The sequence below is a fragment of the Pseudomonas sp. CC6-YY-74 genome (assembly GCF_002025205.1).
Lineage (GTDB): Bacteria > Pseudomonadota > Gammaproteobacteria > Pseudomonadales > Pseudomonadaceae > Aquipseudomonas > Aquipseudomonas paeninsulae.
Map to the genome: position 1 here is coordinate 4,772,721 of NZ_CP019947.1, position 18,751 is coordinate 4,791,471.

Below are 18,751 nucleotides of genomic sequence, written 5' to 3' on the forward strand. Positions count from 1 at the left end.
GCGATGGGCGCTCGGCAATACGTGGCAATCGACAGGAGACAGAACATGAACAGCGAACCAACCTATCAGGGTCAGTGCTTTTGCGGCGCGGTCCAGTTCAGTGTCAGCGGCGAGCCAGTGGCAATGGGCTATTGCCACTGCCAGTCATGTCGGCAGTGGTCGGCCGCACCGGTCAATGCCTTCACTCTGTGGCAGCCCGAGGCGCTGACCGTGATTCGCGGCGCCGACAACATCGGCAGCTACAACAAGACGCCGCGCAGTAGCCGCAAGTGGTGCAAGAGCTGCGGCGGCCACCTGTTCACCGATCATCCGGAAATGGGGCTGGTCGATGTGTATGCCGCCCTCGTCCCGCGACTGGCATACACGCCAGAGGTCCATGTGCATTATCAGGAGACAGTGCTGCACATCAAAGATGGGCTGGCGAAACTACAGGATGTGCCCGTAGAGATGGGCGGCTCGGGGCTGAGTATGGCTGAATAGCCCGGCCATTCTGTATCAGAGCGGCGTACGCAGCCGCACCAGCAGCTCCTGGGTCGGATAGCCGTCGGCTGGCCAGCCCAGTTTCAGTTGAAAGGCACGCACGGCTTTGCGTGTGTTGGCGCCAATGATGCCATCGGCGGGGCCCGGTTCCAGGCCGTTGCGCAAAAGTAATTGCTGCAACTCGATGCGCTCGCTGCGACCCAGTTGCCGCTCCCCACGGGGCCAGGCGGCACGTACGCCATCGCCACCGCGCAGGCCGTCGGACAGCAGACCAATAGCCAGGGCGTAGGAGGTCGAGTTGTTGTACTTGAGGATGCTGCGGAAATTGCTCAGCAACAGGAAGGCAGGACCGCGATGCCCGGCCGGCAGCAGCAGGGTCGCCATGGTTTCGGTTGCCAGGTGCTGGGCTGGCGGATTGAGCGGTTCGACGCCCAGCGTTGTCCACTCGGCCAGGCTGCGGCGTACTTCCGGATCGGCCAGGCTGTAGTCGAAGGCCTGCGGCAGGCGCACCTCGAACCCCCAGGGTTGGCCTTTCTGCCAGCCCGAGTTCTGTAGGTAGTGGGCTGCCGAGGCCAGGGCGTCAGCCGAGGAGCTCCAGAGGTCGCGGCGGCCATCGCCGTCGAAATCCACGGCATGTTCGTTGTAGGTGGTGGGCATGAACTGGGTCTGGCCCATGGCGCCGGCCCAGGAGCCGACCAGGCGTTCCGGGGTAATGTCGCCATGCTGGAGGATCTGCAGCACGGCGAGCAGTTGGCTGCGCCAGAATACTTGGCGGCGGCCTTCGTAGGCCAGGGTGGCAAGCGAGCGGATCACGTTGTGATGGCCGATATTGCTGCCGAAGTTACTCTCCAGGCCCCAGATTGCCACTAAGGTTTCGCGATCCACGCCATAGCGATTCTCGACGCGTTCGAGGGTATTACCATGTTGCAGCAACAGGCTTTGGCCGCGGGCGACGCGCTGGGAGGAGACCGCACCATCCAGGTATTCCCATACCGGACGGGTAAACTCCGGTTGGCTGCTGTCGGCGAGCAATACGTCGGGGTTGGGGCTGACGCCGGCGAAGGCGCGATCGAACAGCGCTGGGTCGATCCCGGCGGCAATCGCGTCGCTGCGCAGCAGAGTTCGCCAGTCGGCGAAACTGAGCTTTTCACTGACAGCTTCGGGCTGGTTGTTCGGCGGGCTACTCGGGTTGTCGGCAGCAGCCACCAGCGATTGCGCGGGCGCTTCGGCGCAGGCCGTCATGAACAGAAGGAAGCAGGCCGAGGTCAAGTGGCTCAGGCCGCGAAATAGCAGGTTGGGCATGGTGGTCTCAAGGCGTTTTTGCAGGCCGCTACCTTAGCACGGTTGAGCCTTCAGGCGTGCTGCAGTGGGGCTTCAGGCTGCCAGAAGGACCGAAGCCTCCCAGTTTTGCTGGGAGGCTTCGCGGCGGTAACTGCCTTTGCCTTTGCCGGGTTTTTCCTGACGACAGCGGAACAGCGGCTGGGCGATCAGGGATTTGGCCTTGTTCGGGCGCTGTTTGCGGTTTTTGGCCATGCTGGATCCTCATTGGCGGCCCGCGACGTGCGGGTGGCTGAATGATGATCCGCTGGTTAAACGATGTCCAGCTAGTGGCCTGCACGGTGGGTTAACTACATTGGCACGCTTGAGTCCATGGGTAAACGAACCCCGTGATCAGGCCACTAGCAGCGGGGGCGAGGAGGGCGCGTGAGGCATGCGGCTGTGCGCGGGGAGGGATGAGATACCCGTTGCTGGGTTCATTCCCCTGGCGGCAATCGGCGGGCCGGGGTTACAGGCCGGGGTCGCTGGGCAGGCTCAGGCGTTGCCCGCACAGGCTCAGGGCCAGCATGCGCAAGCCGCTCCAGGGGTCGCCCGCGGCTTGACCCTTGATCTGCGCGTCGATGCGCTGGGCGTCCAGCAGAAGCGAGGCCCAGCGTGCGGCAGAAAGACGTTGCAGGGCTTTGCTGACCAATGGCCGGCGCTTGTCCCAGACCGGTGGACGCGCCGAGCTGAAGGCCTTGTCCAGTGGCATACCCTGGCCGTATTGCTGGGCGATGGTGGCGAGCAGGCGGATTTCGCGGGCCAGCGCCCAGAGAATCACTGGCGGCTCGACGCCTTCGCCGCGCAAGCCTTCGAGGATGCGCAAGGCATGCGCGGCTTCGCCGTTGAGTGCCGCATCGATCAGGCCGAATACATCGAAGCGGGCGCTGTCGGCGACCGCCGCATGCACCGTGCTGACCTCGATCTGGCCGCCTTCGGCGAGCAGCTTGAGTTTCTCGATTTCCTGGGCGGCGGCCAGCAGGTTGCCTTCCACCCGCACGGCGATCATCTCGACCGCTTCCTGGCTGGCGCTGAGGCCGGCCTGGGCCAGGCGTTGGCGAATCCATTGCGGCAACTGGTGGGCATCCACCGGCCAAATCTGGACGAACTGACAGTGCTGTCCGTCGATCAGCGCCTTGGCCCACTTGGTTTTCTGCGCGCTGCCATCGAGTTTTGGCAGGCTGATCAGCAGCACGGTGTCTTCCGGCGGGCGCGACAGGTATTCGAGCAAGGCGGCCGCGCCTTTGTCGCCGGGCTTGCCGGAAGGCAGGCGCAGTTCCAGCAGGCGTTTGTCGGCGAACAGCGAGAGACTGGCGCTGGCCTGGAGCAGGTTACCCCAGACGAAACTGGCGTCGGCGTTGAACACCTGGCGTTCGCTGAACGCCTGCTCACGGGTGGCGGCGCGGATGGTGTCGCAGGCTTCCTGGCACAGCAGCGGTTCGTCGCCACTGACCACATACACCGCCGCCAGGTTGCCCTGGAGGTGTTTGCCGAGTTGTGCGGGGTTGAGTTTCATCAGGCGCTAACAGGCGGGGCCGCGGCTGCGACCCCGACAGGTCTACTGGCTTGGTATCGGCAGTTGCACGGGCGACTGCTGCGGTTGTGCGGCTTCACGCTGGCGCACGGCTTCCAGGGCGTCGGCTTCGACTTTGGCCTTGGCTTCGGCGGTCTGCTGCAGTTGGTCGAGCTGGGCCGGGGTAACCTGTTGCAGGCGCTGGACCAGTTGCTGCACCAGCTCGCGGCGCATTTCGCTGCGCAGTTGCACCGCTTCCTGATCGGAACCGACCAGGTTGTTGCCGTCCTGCGCGTAGAAGTTCTGCGCTTCTAGCTGGTTGCTGGTCAGCAGCAGGTTCTGTGCGCCACGAATCTCGTAATCGAGGGTCATGGTCAGTTCGTACTCGGCAGTCCGTGCAGAGCTGGTGTAGCTGGCAGTGCGCTGGTTTTCCTGCTCGTTGCTCAGTACCAGGTGATAGGCGGCGCCGGAGTGGACGCGCACGCCGTTGTCTTGCAGTACCTCACGCACCTGCTTGACGGTATCGCCATAGGCGTTGCGCGCGCTGACGTCGAGTTCCTTGAGGGCGAACTCGACGTCACCGGTACCGCGCAGCTGGAAGCCGCAGGCGCTGAGCAGTGCAGCGAGGCCGATTACCAACAGATTCCGTTTCATCATCTTTGCTATCCCCTTGGCGAACCTCTCGACGCGGCGCTTTGCGGCCGTGTCGAGCTTTGTCGGTTGGCGACTATTTAGTTGGCGACTATGTTGACCAGCTTGCCCGGCACCACAATCACTTTGCGGATGCTCAAGCCTTCGGTGAAGCGCAATACATTTTCGTTGGCCCGCGCCGCCGCTTCGACTTCCTCGCGGGTGGCCGAAGCAGGCATGTCGATATGGCCGCGCAACTTGCCGTTTACCTGGATCACCAGCTGCAGGCTGTCCTGCACCAGCGCCGACTCATCCACTGCCGGCCACTGGGCGTCGATGATCGCGCCCGGGTGGCCAAGTTCCAGCCACAGTTGATGGCTGATATGCGGAGTGATCGGGGCCAGCAGCAGGGCCACGCTTTCCAGACCTTCCTGGAGCAGGGCGCGATCCTGGGCGGTCTCTTGGGCGGCCTTTTCCAGCACGTTCATCAGGGTCATCACCTGGGCGATGGCAGTGTTGAATTTGTGATGCTGGCCAATATCCTGGCTGGCTTGCCTGATCGCCAGATGGATGGCGCGGCGGATTTCTTTATGGGTATCGCTCAGGGCGGTTTTGTCGAGCGTCCCCGGCAGGCCGGCGCTGACGTGGGCCTGAGTCAGGCGCCAGACTCGACGGAGGAAACGGCTGCCGCCCTCGACGCCGGAGTCGGACCACTCCAGGCTCATGTCTGGCGGCGAGGCGAACATCATGAACAGCCGGCAGGTGTCGGCACCGTAGGCATCGATCATCGCCTGTGGGTCGACGCCGTTGTTCTTCGACTTGGCCATCTTCTCGGTGCCGCCGATTTCCACGGCCAGGCCGTCGCTCTTCAGCTTGGCGGCAATGACCTTGCCCTTGGCGTCGCGCTCGATTTCCACGTCGGCCGGGTTGAACCAGTCTTTGCCGCCATTCTCCAGGGTGCGGTAATAGGTGTCGGCGATCACCATGCCCTGGGTCAGCAGATTCTTGAACGGCTCGTCGGAGTTGAGCAGGCCTTCGTCGCGCATCAGCTTGTGGAAGAAGCGCGCGTAGAGCAGGTGCAAAATGGCGTGTTCGATACCGCCGATGTACTGATCCACCGGCAGCCAGTGGTCGGCGGCGGCCGGGTCGACCATGCCTTTGCTGTACTGCGGAGAGGTGTAGCGGGCGAAGTACCAGGACGATTCGACGAAGGTGTCCATGGTGTCGGTTTCACGCTTGGCCGGTGCGCCGCATGTCGGGCAGCTGCACGCGTAGAACTCGGCCATGCGCGCCAGCGGCGAGCCGGCGCCGTCCGGTACCACGTCCTCGGGCAGCACCACCGGCAACTGGTCTTCCGGCACCGGCACGTCGCCGCAGCTGTCGCAATGAATGATCGGGATCGGGCAGCCCCAGTAGCGTTGGCGGCTGACACCCCAGTCGCGCAGGCGGAACTGGGTGCGCGATTGACCGAGATTCTTCTTCTGCAGGGCGACTTCGATGGCGTCGAAGGCCCCCGGGAAATCCAGGTCGTCGAAGTCGCCGGAGTTGATCAGGCTGCCGTGCTCGCCATAGGCGTCCTGCCAGGGCGCCGGAGTTTCATCGCCGGCGCTGGTGCGGATCACTGGCTTGATCGGCAGGTCGTACTTGCGGGCGAACTCGAAATCGCGCTCGTCGTGAGCCGGTACGGCCATCACCGCACCGTCGCCGTAATGGATCAGCACGTAGTTGGCGACCCATACCGGCAGCTTTTCACCGGTCAGCGGGTGCTCGACGAACAGCCCGGTGGGCAGGCCTTTCTTTTCCTGGGTGGCCACGTCGGCTTCGGCGACGCTGCCGCTTTTGCATGCGTGGATAAAGGCTTGCAGTTCGGCGTTGTTCTGCGCGGCAAGCGTCGCCAGGTGGTGCTCGGCGGCTACTGCGACATAGGTCGCGCCCATCAGGGTGTCGGGGCGGGTGGTGAAGACTTTCAGCGCACCGCTCTCGCCGATGCTGGCGAGGTCATAGGGGAAGCTGACTTCCATGCCGCGCGATTTGCCGATCCAGTTGCGCTGCATGGTCTTGACCTGTTCCGGCCAGCCATCCAGGTCGTCCAGACTGCTCAAGAGCTCTTCCGCGTAGGCGGTGATCTTGAAGTAGTACATGGGGATTTCGCGTTTTTCGATCACCGCGCCGGATCGCCAACCGCGACCGTCGATGACCTGCTCGTTGGCCAGTACGGTCTGATCCACCGGATCCCAGTTGACCGTGCCGTTCTTGCGGTAGATCACGCCTTTCTCGAACAGGCGGGTGAACAGCCATTGTTCCCAGCGGTAGTAGTCCGGCTTGCAGGTGGTCACTTCGCGCGACCAGTCGACGGCCAGGCCCAGGCTTTTCAGCTGGGTCTTCATGTACTCGATGTTCTCGTAGGTCCACTTGGCGGGCGCGACCTTGTTCTTCATCGCGGCGTTTTCCGCCGGCATGCCGAAAGCGTCCCAGCCCATCGGCTGCAGCACGTTCTTGCCGAGCATGCGCTGGTAGCGGGCAATCACGTCACCAATGGTGTAGTTGCGCACATGGCCCATGTGCAACTTGCCACTGGGGTAGGGGAACATCGACAGGCAATAGAAGGTTTCCTTGCCTGGCTGTTCGCTCACTACAAAGGATTTTTGCGAGTCCCAGTGGGATTGCGCGGCGGCTTCGATTTCGCGTGGCTGATACTGTTCGTGCATGGCTACTGGCGCTAAGGAAAGGGACTTTCTGGAAACGCCGTAGCATACATGACCCCCCGCAACTGAGGGAAACCCTGATTGCACTGCAAGGCCGGCCCAAGGCCGACGCCTCGCCGTTTGTCGCGGCGCTGGGCCGGTTCAAAGCCTGCCGCTAAGCTTGATGTATGAGCCGGACGATTGAGTCCGGCATGAGGTGATTGGATGGGTGAGTTGCGACGAGTAGAGGCGTCGGGGTCGGGGGGCTATATGAGCGGTTGTTGCAGCGCCTTTCCGTGGCGCTGGATGAAGCCGACAATATGGCTCGCCTGTCTGCCAAGGCGCCGGATGAGTTGGAGTTGCGCGACCTGACCGCGGCGGAGTTGGAGTTGATTCATGCCTATATGGATCATGACCTGAATTGGTTGCGTGGCTGGCATGCCGCGGCCGAGGAGTTGGCGGTGATCGAGCACTGGCCCGCGCGCGCAGCCAAGGCCAACCGTGCCACGCTGAGAACGGCGGGTAAGCCACTCGGCAAGATCAAACCGCTGGTCAAACGGCGGGTACAGCTGTGTTGCGCGCTATGCGGTGTGGTTGCCAGCTGGCGACCAGGACAGAGGGTGCACGCCTGCACTTCGTGTGGTTCGCAGCTGTTCCGGGCGAGCGATCAACGTTAGGCTGCCGGGCACCCGAGAGGTGTCTGATGGCTATTCGCTACATATTCAAACAACTGTTGCTGCCGCCGGGCGTATTGCTGCTCGCGTTGCTTGTCGCCTGGTGGTTACGCAAGCGTTTTCCGCGTGTGGCCACCGCCTGTTTCGGCCTGGCGGTCGGGGGCTGTGGTTGCTGAGCCTGCCCGTCGCGGTGCAGTGGTCGGCGCGTCTGCTGGAGCGTGAGCCGGCGCTGGCCGAGGCGCGCTGGGTCGATCTGGCGCAGCAGGTGGATGCGATTGTCGTGCTCGGCGCTGGGCGCGAACAGGGTGATCCGGCCTGGGGTGGCGATCAACCGAGTTCGCTGGCGCTGGAACGCTTGCGCTATGCCGCGCGTCTGGCCAAGGCCTCGGGCGTGCCGCTGGCGATCAGTGGCGGCCGGCATGATGGTCAGCCGCCCAGTGAAGCCGCCCTGATGACTGAGGTGCTGGCGCGTGATTACGGCATGCCGGTGCGCTGGCAGGAAGAGGCGAGCCGCACGACCTGGGAAAACGCGACCCACAGCGCCGAGTTGCTGCACCAGGACGGGGTCAGGCGTGTGCTGCTGGTCACTCAGGCCTGGCATATGCCCCGGGCGCGCTGGTGTTTCGAACAGGCGGGGTTTCAGGTGTTAAGCGCGCCGGTTGGCTTTCTCGGCGTAGCCAACGGCCGCCCGGCGGGCGGCTGGCTACCGGAAAGCAAGGCGCTATGGCAGAGCAGTCTGTTGCTCAACGAGGCGCTGGGCTTGTTGTTCTATCCCCTGGTCTACGGCCAGCCGTAAGTTGCTCCCGTAGATCCTGTGTTCATGGGCAAGGTCTGCGGCAGGCTTTATTCATCCACCAATCGCGCGGGTAGATGCAAAAGGCGTCACCCAGCCTGCCCAGCTCTCATCGGTCAAGGTAATCCGGGCGACCAAAGCAGGCCGCCGAATGCGCAGCCTGCTTGCGCTGGCCGCGCAGCCAGGCAGCGCTAATCCCCGCAGCTACAGCGTCTTGGCCATGCGCCCGGCCAGTAGTGCCCAGGCAAACAGCAGGGTACAGAGGATCAGCAGTGGCCAGCCGCGCCAATACAGATAAGGCGTCAGCTGTTGCATGGGCACCACCTCACCGTAGAGCACGCCTTGTTCGAACTGCGGCAGTTGCTCGGTGATCCGGCCGAAGGGATCGATCAGCACGGTCATGCCGTTGTTGGTCGCGCGGATCATCCAGCGTCCGGCTTCGAGGGCGCGCATCTGGGCCATCTGCAAGTGCTGCAGCGGGCCGATCGAGCTGCCGAACCAGGCGTCATTGCTCACCGTCAGCAACAGTTCGCTCTGTGCGGCGAGCCCGGCGGCAAACTCCGGGTAGACCACTTCGTAGCAGATGAAGGTGGCGATCTTGTAGCCCTTGGCCTGTAGCAGCGGCTGGTCGGCCGAGCCGCGGGCAAAGTCCGACATCGGCAGGTTGAAGAAGGCGATCAGCCCGCGCAGCACCTCCTGTAGGGGGACGTATTCGCCGAAGGGCACCAGTTTCTGCTTGAGGTAGTCACCACCGCCCTGGCCTACCACGCTGACCGCGTTGTAGTAACGCGGCTCACCCCGCTCGTTGGCCTGGCGAATGGGTACGCCGGTGATCAGTGCGGCCTGGCGCTCGCTGGCGAAGCGAGCCATGACGCTGAGGTAGCCGGCCGCCTGCTCCTTGAGCACCGGCACCGCGGTTTCCGGCCAGATGATCAGGTCAGTCGGTTGGGCGCTGAAGCTCAGCTCGCGGTACAGCGCCAGTTGCGCGTTGAGTTGGGCCGGATCCCATTTCAGGTTCTGCTCGATATTGCCTTGCATGGCCGCAACCTTGAGCGGCTCGCCGGCCGGACTGGTCCAGGCGTGGCCCTTGAGGGCGAGGCCGGCGATCCAGGGGGCGGCCAGCAGCACCACGCCGGTGGCGAGAAAGACCTTGCGCGCGCGCAGTTGCGCCAGGTTGACCAGCAGCGCCGCGCTCAAGGCCAGGACGAAGGACAGCAGCCATACTCCGCCGACGGGTGCGAGGCCGGCCAATGGGCCGTCGAGTTGGCTGTAGCCGGCGTAGAGCCAGGGGAAACCGGTGAGGAACCAACTGCGGAAGACTTCCTGGGCTAGCCACAGGGCCGCGAAGGCCAGGGCGTCGGCCAGTGGTGCTTCATTGCGGCGTAGCCAGCGCGCCCACAGCCAGGCGGTCAGGGCCAGCAGCAGGCCCAGGCCGGCGACAAAGCCGAGGGTGAGGAAGGCGGCCAGGGCCGGCGAGGCGGCGCCGTAGTCGTGGATGCTGACGTAGACCCAGCTGGTGCCGGCGGCGAACAGGCCGAAGCCGTAATACCAGCCGCGCCATGCCGCCTGGCGCGGGTTCAGGTCGCGCAGGCCGAGATAAAACAGAGCAAGCGAGAGCAGTGCCAGCGGCCACAGGTCGAAAGGCGCAAGCGCCAGCGTGGTTATAGCGCCGGCCGCGAGGGCGATCAGGTTGCCCGGCCAGCCGGAGCGAGTTATCCAGTGCATTGAATGCAGGTCCTTGGATTGGGGTGGCGCAAGGGTAGAGCGGAATGCGGAAGGGGGGAAGGTTTGTCGGGGGTATTGATGGGTACGGCGTTGCACGCCTAACCGGCCACTGAAAAACTACTACGCCCGGCTATGCAGCGTTGCTACGCCGCGAAGCGAGTCATGCGGCCTCGAATGCGCCAGCGACTAGGCCTGCGCGCCTAGTCGTTGCGCATTACATTTTTCAGTGGGCCATCCGACCAAAGCATTGCAAGCGCTTCAGCGCACCAGTGGGGTCAGGCGCAGCAGGTGAATGCGGCGGCTGTCGGCGTTGAGTACGCGGAAACGGAATTCGCCGATTTCGGTCACTTCGTTGCGCTTGGGCAGGTGGCCGAAGGCGCTCATCACCAGGCCGCCGACAGTATCGAACTCATCGTCGGAGAACTGGGTGTCGAAGGATTCGTTGAAGCTGTCGATCGGGGTCAGCGCCTTGACCAGGAAGTCGCCGCTGGGCAGTGGCTTGACGTAGCTGTCTTCCTCGACATCGTGCTCGTCCTCGATGTCGCCGACGATCTGCTCGAGCACGTCTTCGATGGTCACCAGGCCGGCCACGCCGCCGTATTCGTCGATTACCACGGCCATGTGGTTGTGGTTGGCGCGGAACTCGCGCAGCAGCACGTTGAGCCGCTTGGATTCGGGGACGAAGGTCGCCGGGCGCAGCACATCCTTGATATCGAAGTTCGGCTGCTCATTCAGCAGCACCAGTGGCAACAGATCCTTGGCCAGCAGGATGCCGATCACATCGTCGAGACTCTCGCTCACTACCGGATAACGCGAGTGAGCGGCTTCGATGATCGAGGGCAGGAATTCCTTGGGCGTCTGGTTGGCTTTGATGCTGATCATTTGCGAGCGCGGGACCATGATGTCGCGAACTTGCAGGTCGGCCACCTGGATGGCGCCTTCGACTATGGCCAGCGCTTCGCTGTCGAGCAGCTTGTTCTGGTGTGCTTCGCGCAGAACTTCCAGCAGTTCCTGGCGATTTTTCGGCTCATGAGCAAAAGCCTGGGTCAGTTTATTCAACCAGGACTTCTGCTCGTTGCTCGATCGGTCTTCGCTCATGGGGTTGTACTCAAATCCTTGTGTCGGGTTGGTTATTCGTGGTCGGCGTAAGGGTCGGGATGACCCAGATCAGCCAGCAATTCTCGTTCCAGGGCTTCCATTTCCTCGGCTTCCTCATCCTCGATATGGTCGTAACCGAGTAGATGCAGGCAGCCGTGGATCACCATGTGGGCCCAATGCGCTTCCAGGGTCTTTGCCTGCTCCAGCGCCTCGCGCTCGACCACCGGCACGCAGATCACCAGATCGCCGAGCAGGGGGATGTCGAGCATTTCGTCGGGCACATCGGCGGGGAACGACAGCACATTGGTGGCGTAGTCGCGTTGGCGGTAGGTGTGATTGAGCTCGCGGCCTTCGGTCTCATCGACCAGGCGGATGGTCAGTTCGGAATCGGCACTACGCTGGCGCAGGGCGGCTTCGCACCAGGCGCGAAATTGCGCCTCACTCGGCAGGTCGGCAGCTTTGCTGGCGACCTGCAGGTCCAGCTCAAGCATTGCCGTCGTCCTCGTCTGCCAGCTTGCCGTGCATGCGGTTGTCGTAACGTTCGTAGGCTTCGACGATGCGTTGCACCAGGGGGTGGCGCACCACGTCCTTGGACTTGAAGTGAGTGAAGCTGATGCCTGGGACGTCGTGCAGCACGTCGATCACGTGGGTCAGGCCGCTCTTGGTGCCGCGCGGCAGGTCGACCTGGGTAATATCGCCGGTAATAATGGCCGTTGAACCGAAACCGATGCGGGTGAGGAACATCTTCATCTGTTCCAGGGTGGTGTTCTGGCTTTCGTCGAGGATGATGAAGCTGTTGTTCAGCGTGCGGCCGCGCATATAGGCCAGCGGCGCGACTTCGATCACCTGTTTCTCGATCAGCTTGGCCACCTGCTCGAAACCGAGCATCTCGTAGAGTGCGTCGTATAGCGGGCGCAGGTAGGGGTCGATCTTCTGCGACAGATCGCCAGGCAGAAAGCCGAGCTTCTCGCCGGCTTCCACCGCAGGGCGTACCAGCAGGATGCGGCGAATCTGCTCGCGTTCCAGGGCATCCACGGCGCAGGCCACCGCCAGGTAGGTCTTACCGGTGCCGGCCGGGCCGACGCCAAAGTTGATGTCGTGCTCGAGAATGGCTTTGACGTAGCGCTGCTGGTTGGCCCCGCGCGGCCGCACCATGCCTTTGCGCGTACGCAGGGCGATGCTGGGCTCGGCGTTGGGGTTGGCCAGATCCTCGATGCCGGATTCCTGCAGGAACAGGTGCACCATGTCCGGTGACAGCTCCGTGCTTTTGGTTTCGCGGTAGAGGCGGCGCAGCAATTGTTCGGCGGAGGTGGTTTGCTCCGGTGTGCCGATCAGCTCGAACTGGTTGCCGCGGTTGCGGATCTCGATGGCCATGCGCTGTTCGATCAGGCGCAGGTGCTCGTCGAATTGCCCGCAGAGACTGGCAAAGCGGCGAGCTTCAAAGGGTTCGAGGATAAAGCGATGTGGTTCTATGGATGCGTTCAAGGTCGTTTGATGGCCGCCAGTCGGCTGGGTAGTGAGGCGAAGAATACCGCTAGGCGTGCGCGCGGGAAAGCGCGGACTGCTGCAACTTTAGCATCGTCTGTGGTCGGTCTGGATAGGGTGCGGAGTGCGCGGCATAGGCCCGAGGCCAATGCTGCGCATGGCGTGCGGGTCCATGGCATTGCTTCATAATCCGCGTCCGCTCACTCACCAAGCAGGCTGCCGCGCAACGAGTTGGGCCGCGCGTCGTCGATATGCACGTCGACGAACTGACCGATCAGGCGTGGGTTGTCGGTGCGGAAGTTGACCACCCGGTTGCTCTCGGTACGACCCTGGAGCATGCCGGGGTCCTTTTTCGAGTAATCGCTGACCAGGATGCGCTGCACTGTGCCGACCATGCGCCGGCTGTTTTCGGCACCTTGTTGGCTGATGCGTTGTTGCAGGATCGCCAGGCGCTGCTTTTTCAGCTCTTCCGGAGTGTCGTCGACCAGGTCCGCCGCCGGGGTGCCGGGGCGCGAGCTGTAAATGAAGGAATAGCCGAAGTCGAAACCGACCTCCTCGATCAGCTTCATGGTCTGCTCGAAATCTTTCTCGGTTTCGCCGGGGAAGCCGATGATGAAGTCCGTGCTGATCAGGATGTCCGGCACTGCGGCGCGCAGCTTGCGGATGCGCGATTTGTACTCGAGGGCGGTGTGGTTGCGCTTCATGGCCGCGAGAATGCGATCGGAGCCCGACTGCACCGGCAGATGCAGGTATTTCACCAGTTCGGGGATCTCGGCATGGGCCTGGATCAGCGCATCGGAGAATTCCAGCGGGTGGCTGGTGGTGTAGCGAATGCGGTCGATGCCGTCGATGGCGGCCACGGCGTAGAGCAATTCGGCAAAATCGGCGAGCTGACCCTCCTGGGCTTCGCCGCGGTAGCCGTTGACGTTCTGCCCGAGCAGGGTGACTTCGCGCACGCCGTTTTCGGCCAGGTGCAGCACTTCGGCGAGGACGCCGGCCAGTGGTCGGCTGACTTCCTCACCGCGGGTATAGGGCACCACGCAGAAGGTGCAGTACTTGCTGCAGCCTTCCATCACCGAGACATAGGCGCTGGGACCGTCGACCCGTGGTTCGGGCAGGCGGTCGAATTTTTCGATCTCGGGGAAGGAAATATCCACCTGCGGCAGCTTGGTGCTGCGCACGGCGGCGATCATTTCCGGCAGGCGGTGCAGGGTCTGCGGGCCGAAGACGACGTCGACATAGGGCGCGCGGTCGCGGATCGCCGCGCCTTCCTGACTGGCCACGCAGCCACCGACGCCGATCACCAGGTCCGGGTTGGCCAGTTTCAGCTCGCGCCAGCGGCCAAGCTGGGAAAACACCTTGTCCTGGGCTCTTTCGCGGATCGAACAGGTGTTGAGCAGGATGATATCGGCGTCTTCTGCCCGTGGGGTGACTTCCAGGGCTTGATGTTCGCCCAGCAGGTCGACCATGCGCGAGCTGTCGTACTCGTTCATCTGGCAACCGTGGGTTTCGATATAAAGCTTCTTGGTCATGCGCCCTCAAAGGGTGATTCGAAGAACCGCACATTATAGTGGCCGAACGGCTGGCTTCCTAGCATTGCCTGCCCGGTGGCTGTGCTATGATTTGCGCCCTCTTATTTCCCCTCCAGTCTAGACTTGCATTCATGAGCAAACGCGAACCTATCTATAAGGTGATTTTCCTCAACCAGGGTCAGGTGTACGAAATGTACGCCAAGCAGATCTTTCAGAGCGATCTGTGGGGCTTCCTGGAAGTGGAGGAGTTCGTCTTCGGGGAGCGGACCCAGGTGGTGGTCGATCCCAGCGAAGAGAAACTCAAGGCCCAGTTCGACGGCGTGGTGCGCAGCTTCTTGCCCATGCACGCGATCATCCGTATCGACGAGGTCGAGCGGCTGGGCACGCCGAAGATCAGCGAGGCCAAGGGGGGCGGCAACGTCATGCCGTTCCCGATGCCGATGCCGGATAAATAAGGCGTCAAGCGAACCTGATGTAGCCGGTAGGATGGGTTGAGCGAAGCGATACCCATGTCGCTTGGTGATCGGTGTATCGGCTCAGCCTGCGCGGCTTGGCCCGTCCTGCGAGTCAGTCCAGGCTACGGCAGTGGCGCGAACGGCGATTGGCCGTCGGCGGCCTGGAGTTCGAGCAGGTAGTTGCGGAATATTTCGCCGAGTACCTGGCCGGCAATCTCCAGTTCCTCGCGCTGCATGCGCGCCGAGACTAGGTCTGCACTGTCCATGGCTTCGTCCGAGCCATTTACTGCGGCCATCTTCAGCACTATATAAGCTTGCACGTTGTTCGCCGGTACGCCTTCGCCACGGAAGAACATCATGCCCAGGCGGTATTGCGCCTGGGCATGACCTTGCAGCGAAGCCTGCTCGAACCAGTTGAGCGCTTGCGCCAGGTCGCGCGGCGCACGCTTGCCCTCGTAAAAGAATTCGCCCAGCTCATATTCGGCTTGCGGGTCACCGTTCTGCGCCGCTTGCTGGCAGGCGGCCAGCGCGTCGGGCAGGTCTTCGGGCGCTGTATTCAGCGAGCAACTGCCGGTTGCGGGGATCAGCAGGGTGTTGCCACCTGCGAGCGCAAGCAGCGGCAGAAGAAGCAGCAGGCAGCCCAGAGATAGGGTGCGGCCGGTGCAGTTCATGGAAATCCGTGTACCTCGGGAAGCGGTGCGGGGGTCGAATCCGGCCGACAAGGTGCGTCGGCGTTGGCATTATGAAATAAGCAGTGGCGTTCTTACAAAGTCTTTACGGGGTTTTCTCTGTCGGCGCAATCTTCTGCGTGGCCCGGCAGGGTCAGTAGCAGCCAGGCCAGCAGCGGGTAGGCCGGCGTCAGCAAGGCATGCAGCAGGTCGATGCGGCGCAACGGACCGATAAAGTCGTCGCTGCCGACCGCCAGCGTGGCCAGCAAAAACAGGCCGGCAACTGCCACCGCGGCACATGCGGGCGTGCGCCGCGGCCATTGGATAGCGCCGGCATAGCCAATCAGCAGCAGGCTCGTCAGGGTCAGCAGCAGGCGGTAGTCCTCGAGCAGGTTCATTTGCCGGAACAGCTCGAAGAAGGCGCACAGCCCCAGCACCACGCGGCCCCAGTTCGGTCGGCTCCAGGCCCAGCCACGGCCCAGGGCAAGCGCGGCCACGCCCAGCAGCGGCAGACCGAGAAAATTGCTGGCCTGGCTCAGCCACAGGTGGGCAGCCTGCCAGCCCGGGTCGACGGCGTAACGCATGACGCCGACGCTGGCGGCGGCGGCCGCCAGGAGAAAGCCGAGCAGGGCACAGAACAGCGCCGGCTGATCGGCTTCGCCATAACCCTTGCGCGCCTTGCCGATGGCAATGACGCAGGCCAGACAGGCCAACGCCAGGATGCCGTCGGACAGGGCGGTGCTGTACTGCATCAGGCTTTTTTCAGTTCGGCGAAGGCGCGCTCGGCGGCGTCCAGGGTGATCTGCAGCTCCGTCTGGCCGTGGGCGATGGAGGTGAAGCCGGCTTCGAATGCGCTCGGAGCCAGGTAGACGCCGCCATCCAGCATCAGGTGGAAGAAGCGCTTGAAGCGCCCGGCATCGCTGCTCATCACGTCTTCGAAGGTGACGATGGCCTCGCGCTCGCTGAAGTACAGGCCGAACATGCCGCCGGCCTGGGTGGTGACGAAGGGGATGCCGGCGGCATCGGCGCGATCCTGCAGGCCCTGCAGCATGCGTGCGGTGTAGTCGCTCAGCTCGGCATGGAAGCCCGGGCGGCTGATCAGCTTCAAGGTGGCCAGGCCGGCGGCCATGGCCAGCGGGTTGCCGGACAGGGTGCCGGCCTGGTAGACCGGGCCGAGCGGAGCGATGCACTGCATGATCTCGCGCTTGCCGCCGAAGCAGCCGACCGGCATGCCGCCGCCGATGATCTTGCCGAAGGTGGTCAGGTCCGGGGTGACGCCGTAATGCGCCTGGGCTCCGCCGAGGGCGACGCGGAAGCCGGTCATCACTTCGTCGAAGATCAGCACCACGCCATGCTTGTCGCACTGCGCGCGCAGGCCTTCGAGAAAGCCCGGTGCCGGCGGTACGCAATTCATGTTGCCGGCCACCGGCTCGACGATGATGCAGGCGACTTCCTGGCCGACCTCGGCGAGCATCTGCTCGACCGCGGCACTGTCGTTGAACGGCAGGGTCAGGGTGTGTTTGGCGAAGGCCGCCGGCACCCCGGCCGAACTCGGTACGCCCTGGGTCAGCAGGCCGGAGCCGGCTTTAACTAACAAGCTGTCGGAATGGCCGTGGTAGCAGCCTTCGAACTTGATGATGCTGTCGCGGCCGGTGAAGCCGCGCGCCAGGCGGATCGCACTCATGGTCGCTTCGGTGCCGGAGCTGACCATGCGCACCATCTCGATGGACGGCACCATGGCGCAGACCAGGTCGGCCATCTCGGTTTCCATGGCGGTTGGCGCGCCGTAGGACAGGCCGTGTTCCAGTTGGCGGCGCACGGCGTCGAGCACATCCGGGTGGCTGTGGCCGAGGATCATCGGGCCCCAGGAACCGACGTAGTCCACGTAGCGCTGGTCATCCTCGTCCGTTACATAGGCACCGGCCGCGTGCTTGAAGAACAGCGGCGTGCCGCCGACGCTCTTGAAGGCGCGTACCGGCGAGTTGACTCCGCCGGGGATATGCTCCTGGGCGTGGGCGAAGAGGATTTCGGAACGGGACATGGCAGGGCCTCTCAGATATCGAATCGGGGCGAGTCGGGCCGCCCCGCAAATCAGTTAGTGGGTGGCGAACAGGGCGCTGAAGGCGCGAGCGCGGCGTTCGACTTCGGCGGCCGAGTCGGCGCCGAACAGTGCGTGGATCACCGCCACCATGCTGGCGCCACGGGCAATCAGCAGGGCGGCATTGTCCAGGGTCACGCCGCCGATGGCGACGATCGGCAGGCTGATGCGTCTTTTCGCCTCATCCAGTAGTTCGACCGTGGCACTGGGGGCGCCGGGCTTGGTGTTGGAGTCGAAGAAGCGGCCGAAGGCAACATAGCTGGCGCCTTCCTTGGCGGCCGCTTCGGCCAGTTCCAGTTGCGCATGGCAGGTGCCGCCGATGATCGCCTGGCGCCCGAGTAGGGCGCGCGCGACGGACAGCGAGCCGTCGGTCTGGCCCAGGTGCAGGCCGACGCCGAGGCGTGCGGCCAGTTCGGCGTCGTCGTTGATGATCAGTCCGGCGCCGTAGCGGTTGCACAGCTCACGCAGGGCTTCGGCCTGGCGCAGGCGGCGCGCCTCGTCGCTGGATTTGTCGCGGTATTGCAGTAGCGTGGCGCCGCCTTTCAGCGCCGCCTCGGCGTAAGGCAACAGCTTGCCGCCAGCCAGCAGTTGGCTGTCGGTGATGGCATACAGGCCACGCAGTTTCATCGACGGCTCTCCATCAGCAGAAATCCAGGGGCAGGCGGCGCGGGATGTGCTGGCCGTGGCCGGGTTGTTCGGCGTCGCGCAGGGTGCGCCAGGTGTAATCGAGGGCGAACTGCACGGCGCTGACCAGCTCCTGACCGAGGGCCAGGCGGCCGGCCAGGGCGCTGGCCAGGGTGCAGCCGGAGCCGTGGTAGCTGCCCGGCAGGCGCTGGCAGGTAAAGGTGTGACGGCTGCCGTCTCGGCAATACAGGCGATTGTGTACCTGGTGCTCATCGCCGTGGCCGCCGGTGATCAGCAGGTGCTGGATATAGGGCAGCAGCTTTTCCGCACACTGGTCAGGTGTGCCGTCCGGCAGTTCGGCGAGGATGCGCGCTTCCGGCAGGTTCGGCGTGGCGATGGTGGAGACCGCAAACAGGCGTTCGCGCATGGCGTAGCCGACTTCATCCTTGCCCAGGGCGCCACCGCCGCCAGCGCGCAAGACCGGGTCGCAGACCAGCGGAATGCCCGGCAGCTTGTGCATGATCTGCAGCACGGTCTCGACCATCTCGACCGAGCCGAGCATGCCCAGCTTGACGGCCTCTATCGGCAGGTCGGCGATCACCGCATTGGCCTGGGCCAGCACCCAGTCGCGATCGAGTACGCGGAAGTCGGAGACATTCACCGTATCCTGCACGGTCAGCGCGGTGACCGTCGGAGCGGCGTGGCAGCCTTGCGCGAGCAAGGCTTCGATATCGGCTTGCAGGCCGGCACCACCACTGGGGTCGTGGCCGGATAAGCAGAGCACTACGGGGCGGGAAGTAGGCGTTTTCATGGTGCGCGAGCTTAGCATTAAACGGCCCGATTGAACCGCGGGGCGTGCGCGGCGCTCACGTCAAATTGCCCCGGCTGCAGCGGGGGATCCTGAGCGTGCCGGCAGTTTTCGTCAGGCGCTGCTGCCGGCCTCTGGCGTTGATTGCAGAGCCTTGCATGGCCTGT

The 18,751-nt window shown here is 63.8% G+C and carries 18 protein-coding genes and 1 pseudogene; 4 read left to right on the plus strand and 15 right to left on the minus strand.

The window, feature by feature from the left end; translation table 11 throughout:
* Positions 1 to 45: 45 nt before the first annotated feature.
* Positions 46 to 480 (plus strand): GFA family protein, encoded by a 435-nt coding sequence (locus B2D37_RS21720; RefSeq protein ID WP_079204642.1) that lies wholly within the window; start codon positions 46 to 48, stop codon positions 478 to 480.
* 15 nt (positions 481 to 495) lie between these two features.
* Here B2D37_RS21720 and B2D37_RS21725 read toward each other — a convergent pair whose 3' ends face one another.
* From B2D37_RS21725 to leuS, 5 genes are all read right to left on the minus strand, one after another.
* Positions 496 to 1,782: a lytic murein transglycosylase gene (locus tag B2D37_RS21725; protein ID WP_079204643.1), complete on the minus strand. Its 1,287-nt coding sequence runs from the start codon at positions 1,780 to 1,782 to the stop codon at positions 496 to 498.
* Between the two features lie 72 nt (positions 1,783 to 1,854).
* Positions 1,855 to 2,013, minus strand: coding sequence for an alternative ribosome rescue factor ArfA (arfA, locus tag B2D37_RS21730; protein WP_079204644.1), 159 nt, complete (start codon positions 2,011 to 2,013; stop codon positions 1,855 to 1,857).
* 253 nt (positions 2,014 to 2,266) lie between these two features.
* Positions 2,267 to 3,313 (minus strand): DNA polymerase III subunit delta, encoded by a 1,047-nt coding sequence (holA, locus tag B2D37_RS21735; RefSeq protein WP_079204645.1) that lies wholly within the window; start codon positions 3,311 to 3,313, stop codon positions 2,267 to 2,269.
* 42 nt (positions 3,314 to 3,355) lie between these two features.
* Positions 3,356 to 3,967 carry an LPS assembly lipoprotein LptE gene (lptE, locus tag B2D37_RS21740; protein ID WP_079204646.1) on the minus strand — a complete coding sequence of 204 codons (612 nt, stop codon included), beginning with the start codon at positions 3,965 to 3,967 and terminating at the stop codon, positions 3,356 to 3,358.
* A gap of 74 nt (positions 3,968 to 4,041) precedes the next feature.
* Positions 4,042 to 6,648: a leucine--tRNA ligase gene (leuS, locus tag B2D37_RS21745; RefSeq protein WP_079204647.1), complete on the minus strand. Its 2,607-nt coding sequence runs from the start codon at positions 6,646 to 6,648 to the stop codon at positions 4,042 to 4,044.
* A 257-nt stretch (positions 6,649 to 6,905) separates the two neighbouring features.
* Here leuS and B2D37_RS21750 point away from each other — a divergent pair, with 257 nt between their 5' ends.
* Together B2D37_RS21750 and B2D37_RS21755 are read left to right on the plus strand one after the other, a co-directional pair.
* The gene (locus B2D37_RS21750) at positions 6,906 to 7,301 is read left to right on the plus strand and encodes a hypothetical protein (RefSeq protein ID WP_371915414.1); all 396 of its coding nucleotides are present in this window, start codon (positions 6,906 to 6,908) and stop codon (positions 7,299 to 7,301) included.
* A 26-nt stretch (positions 7,302 to 7,327) separates the two neighbouring features.
* Positions 7,328 to 8,094: pseudogene (locus tag B2D37_RS21755) on the plus strand (YdcF family protein).
* Positions 8,095 to 8,295: 201 nt separating this feature from the next.
* Here B2D37_RS21755 and lnt read toward each other — a convergent pair.
* From lnt to miaB, 5 genes are all read right to left on the minus strand, one after another.
* On the minus strand, positions 8,296 to 9,816 hold the full coding sequence (gene lnt, locus B2D37_RS21760; protein ID WP_079204649.1) for an apolipoprotein N-acyltransferase: 1,521 nt from the start codon (positions 9,814 to 9,816) through the stop codon (positions 8,296 to 8,298).
* Between the two features lie 258 nt (positions 9,817 to 10,074).
* Entirely contained in the window at positions 10,075 to 10,914 is an 840-nt protein-coding gene (locus tag B2D37_RS21765; RefSeq protein WP_079204650.1) for an HlyC/CorC family transporter, read from the minus strand.
* A 32-nt stretch (positions 10,915 to 10,946) separates the two neighbouring features.
* The gene (ybeY, locus tag B2D37_RS21770) at positions 10,947 to 11,405 is read right to left on the minus strand and encodes an rRNA maturation RNase YbeY (protein ID WP_079204651.1); all 459 of its coding nucleotides are present in this window, start codon (positions 11,403 to 11,405) and stop codon (positions 10,947 to 10,949) included.
* On the minus strand, positions 11,398 to 12,399 hold the full coding sequence (locus B2D37_RS21775) for a PhoH family protein (RefSeq protein ID WP_079204652.1): 1,002 nt from the start codon (positions 12,397 to 12,399) through the stop codon (positions 11,398 to 11,400). The genes ybeY and B2D37_RS21775 overlap by 8 nt, the downstream gene beginning before the upstream one ends.
* A 200-nt stretch (positions 12,400 to 12,599) precedes the next feature.
* Positions 12,600 to 13,931: a tRNA (N6-isopentenyl adenosine(37)-C2)-methylthiotransferase MiaB gene (gene miaB, locus B2D37_RS21780; RefSeq protein ID WP_079204653.1), complete on the minus strand. Its 1,332-nt coding sequence runs from the start codon at positions 13,929 to 13,931 to the stop codon at positions 12,600 to 12,602.
* 131 nt (positions 13,932 to 14,062) lie between these two features.
* Here miaB and B2D37_RS21785 point away from each other — a divergent pair, with 131 nt between their 5' ends.
* Complete coding sequence (locus B2D37_RS21785; protein WP_079204654.1) at positions 14,063 to 14,386, plus strand: DUF1820 family protein; 324 nt, start codon at positions 14,063 to 14,065, stop codon at positions 14,384 to 14,386.
* A gap of 122 nt (positions 14,387 to 14,508) precedes the next feature.
* Here the strand turns inward: B2D37_RS21785 and B2D37_RS21790 are convergent, their stop codons facing one another.
* From B2D37_RS21790 to B2D37_RS21810, 5 genes are all read right to left on the minus strand, one after another.
* Positions 14,509 to 15,057, minus strand: coding sequence for a tetratricopeptide repeat protein (locus tag B2D37_RS21790; RefSeq protein WP_079204655.1), 549 nt, complete (start codon positions 15,055 to 15,057; stop codon positions 14,509 to 14,511).
* Positions 15,058 to 15,149: 92 nt separating this feature from the next.
* Positions 15,150 to 15,806, minus strand: a complete 657-nt coding sequence (locus B2D37_RS21795) for a hypothetical protein (RefSeq protein ID WP_079204656.1) — start codon at positions 15,804 to 15,806, stop codon at positions 15,150 to 15,152.
* Positions 15,806 to 17,095: a glutamate-1-semialdehyde 2,1-aminomutase gene (hemL, locus tag B2D37_RS21800; protein WP_079204657.1), complete on the minus strand. Its 1,290-nt coding sequence runs from the start codon at positions 17,093 to 17,095 to the stop codon at positions 15,806 to 15,808. The genes B2D37_RS21795 and hemL overlap by 1 nt, the downstream gene beginning before the upstream one ends.
* A 54-nt stretch (positions 17,096 to 17,149) precedes the next feature.
* On the minus strand, positions 17,150 to 17,779 hold the full coding sequence (thiE, locus tag B2D37_RS21805; RefSeq protein WP_079204658.1) for a thiamine phosphate synthase: 630 nt from the start codon (positions 17,777 to 17,779) through the stop codon (positions 17,150 to 17,152).
* A gap of 13 nt (positions 17,780 to 17,792) precedes the next feature.
* Positions 17,793 to 18,587, minus strand: a complete 795-nt coding sequence (locus B2D37_RS21810) for a hydroxymethylpyrimidine/phosphomethylpyrimidine kinase (RefSeq protein ID WP_079204659.1) — start codon at positions 18,585 to 18,587, stop codon at positions 17,793 to 17,795.
* Positions 18,588 to 18,751 lie beyond the last annotated feature (164 nt).

What these genes read in the sequence shown, in the direction of transcription:
- B2D37_RS21720 (WP_079204642.1), top strand. Translation starts at nt 46, where the DNA reads ATGAACAGCGAACCAACCTATCAGGGTCAGTGCTTTTGCGGCGCGGTC.
- B2D37_RS21725 (WP_079204643.1), bottom strand. Translation starts at nt 1,782, where the DNA reads ATGCCCAACCTGCTATTTCGCGGCCTGAGCCACTTGACCTCGGCCTGC.
- arfA (WP_079204644.1), bottom strand. Translation starts at nt 2,013, where the DNA reads ATGGCCAAAAACCGCAAACAGCGCCCGAACAAGGCCAAATCCCTGATC.
- holA (WP_079204645.1), bottom strand. Translation starts at nt 3,313, where the DNA reads ATGAAACTCAACCCCGCACAACTCGGCAAACACCTCCAGGGCAACCTG.
- lptE (WP_079204646.1), bottom strand. Translation starts at nt 3,967, where the DNA reads ATGATGAAACGGAATCTGTTGGTAATCGGCCTCGCTGCACTGCTCAGC.
- leuS (WP_079204647.1), bottom strand. Translation starts at nt 6,648, where the DNA reads ATGCACGAACAGTATCAGCCACGCGAAATCGAAGCCGCCGCGCAATCC.
- lnt (WP_079204649.1), bottom strand. Translation starts at nt 9,816, where the DNA reads ATGCACTGGATAACTCGCTCCGGCTGGCCGGGCAACCTGATCGCCCTC.
- B2D37_RS21765 (WP_079204650.1), bottom strand. Translation starts at nt 10,914, where the DNA reads ATGAGCGAAGACCGATCGAGCAACGAGCAGAAGTCCTGGTTGAATAAA.
- ybeY (WP_079204651.1), bottom strand. Translation starts at nt 11,405, where the DNA reads ATGCTTGAGCTGGACCTGCAGGTCGCCAGCAAAGCTGCCGACCTGCCG.
- miaB (WP_079204653.1), bottom strand. Translation starts at nt 13,931, where the DNA reads ATGACCAAGAAGCTTTATATCGAAACCCACGGTTGCCAGATGAACGAG.
- B2D37_RS21785 (WP_079204654.1), top strand. Translation starts at nt 14,063, where the DNA reads ATGAGCAAACGCGAACCTATCTATAAGGTGATTTTCCTCAACCAGGGT.
- B2D37_RS21790 (WP_079204655.1), bottom strand. Translation starts at nt 15,057, where the DNA reads ATGAACTGCACCGGCCGCACCCTATCTCTGGGCTGCCTGCTGCTTCTT.
- B2D37_RS21795 (WP_079204656.1), bottom strand. Translation starts at nt 15,806, where the DNA reads ATGCAGTACAGCACCGCCCTGTCCGACGGCATCCTGGCGTTGGCCTGT.
- hemL (WP_079204657.1), bottom strand. Translation starts at nt 17,095, where the DNA reads ATGTCCCGTTCCGAAATCCTCTTCGCCCACGCCCAGGAGCATATCCCC.
- thiE (WP_079204658.1), bottom strand. Translation starts at nt 17,779, where the DNA reads ATGAAACTGCGTGGCCTGTATGCCATCACCGACAGCCAACTGCTGGCT.
- B2D37_RS21810 (WP_079204659.1), bottom strand. Translation starts at nt 18,587, where the DNA reads ATGAAAACGCCTACTTCCCGCCCCGTAGTGCTCTGCTTATCCGGCCAC.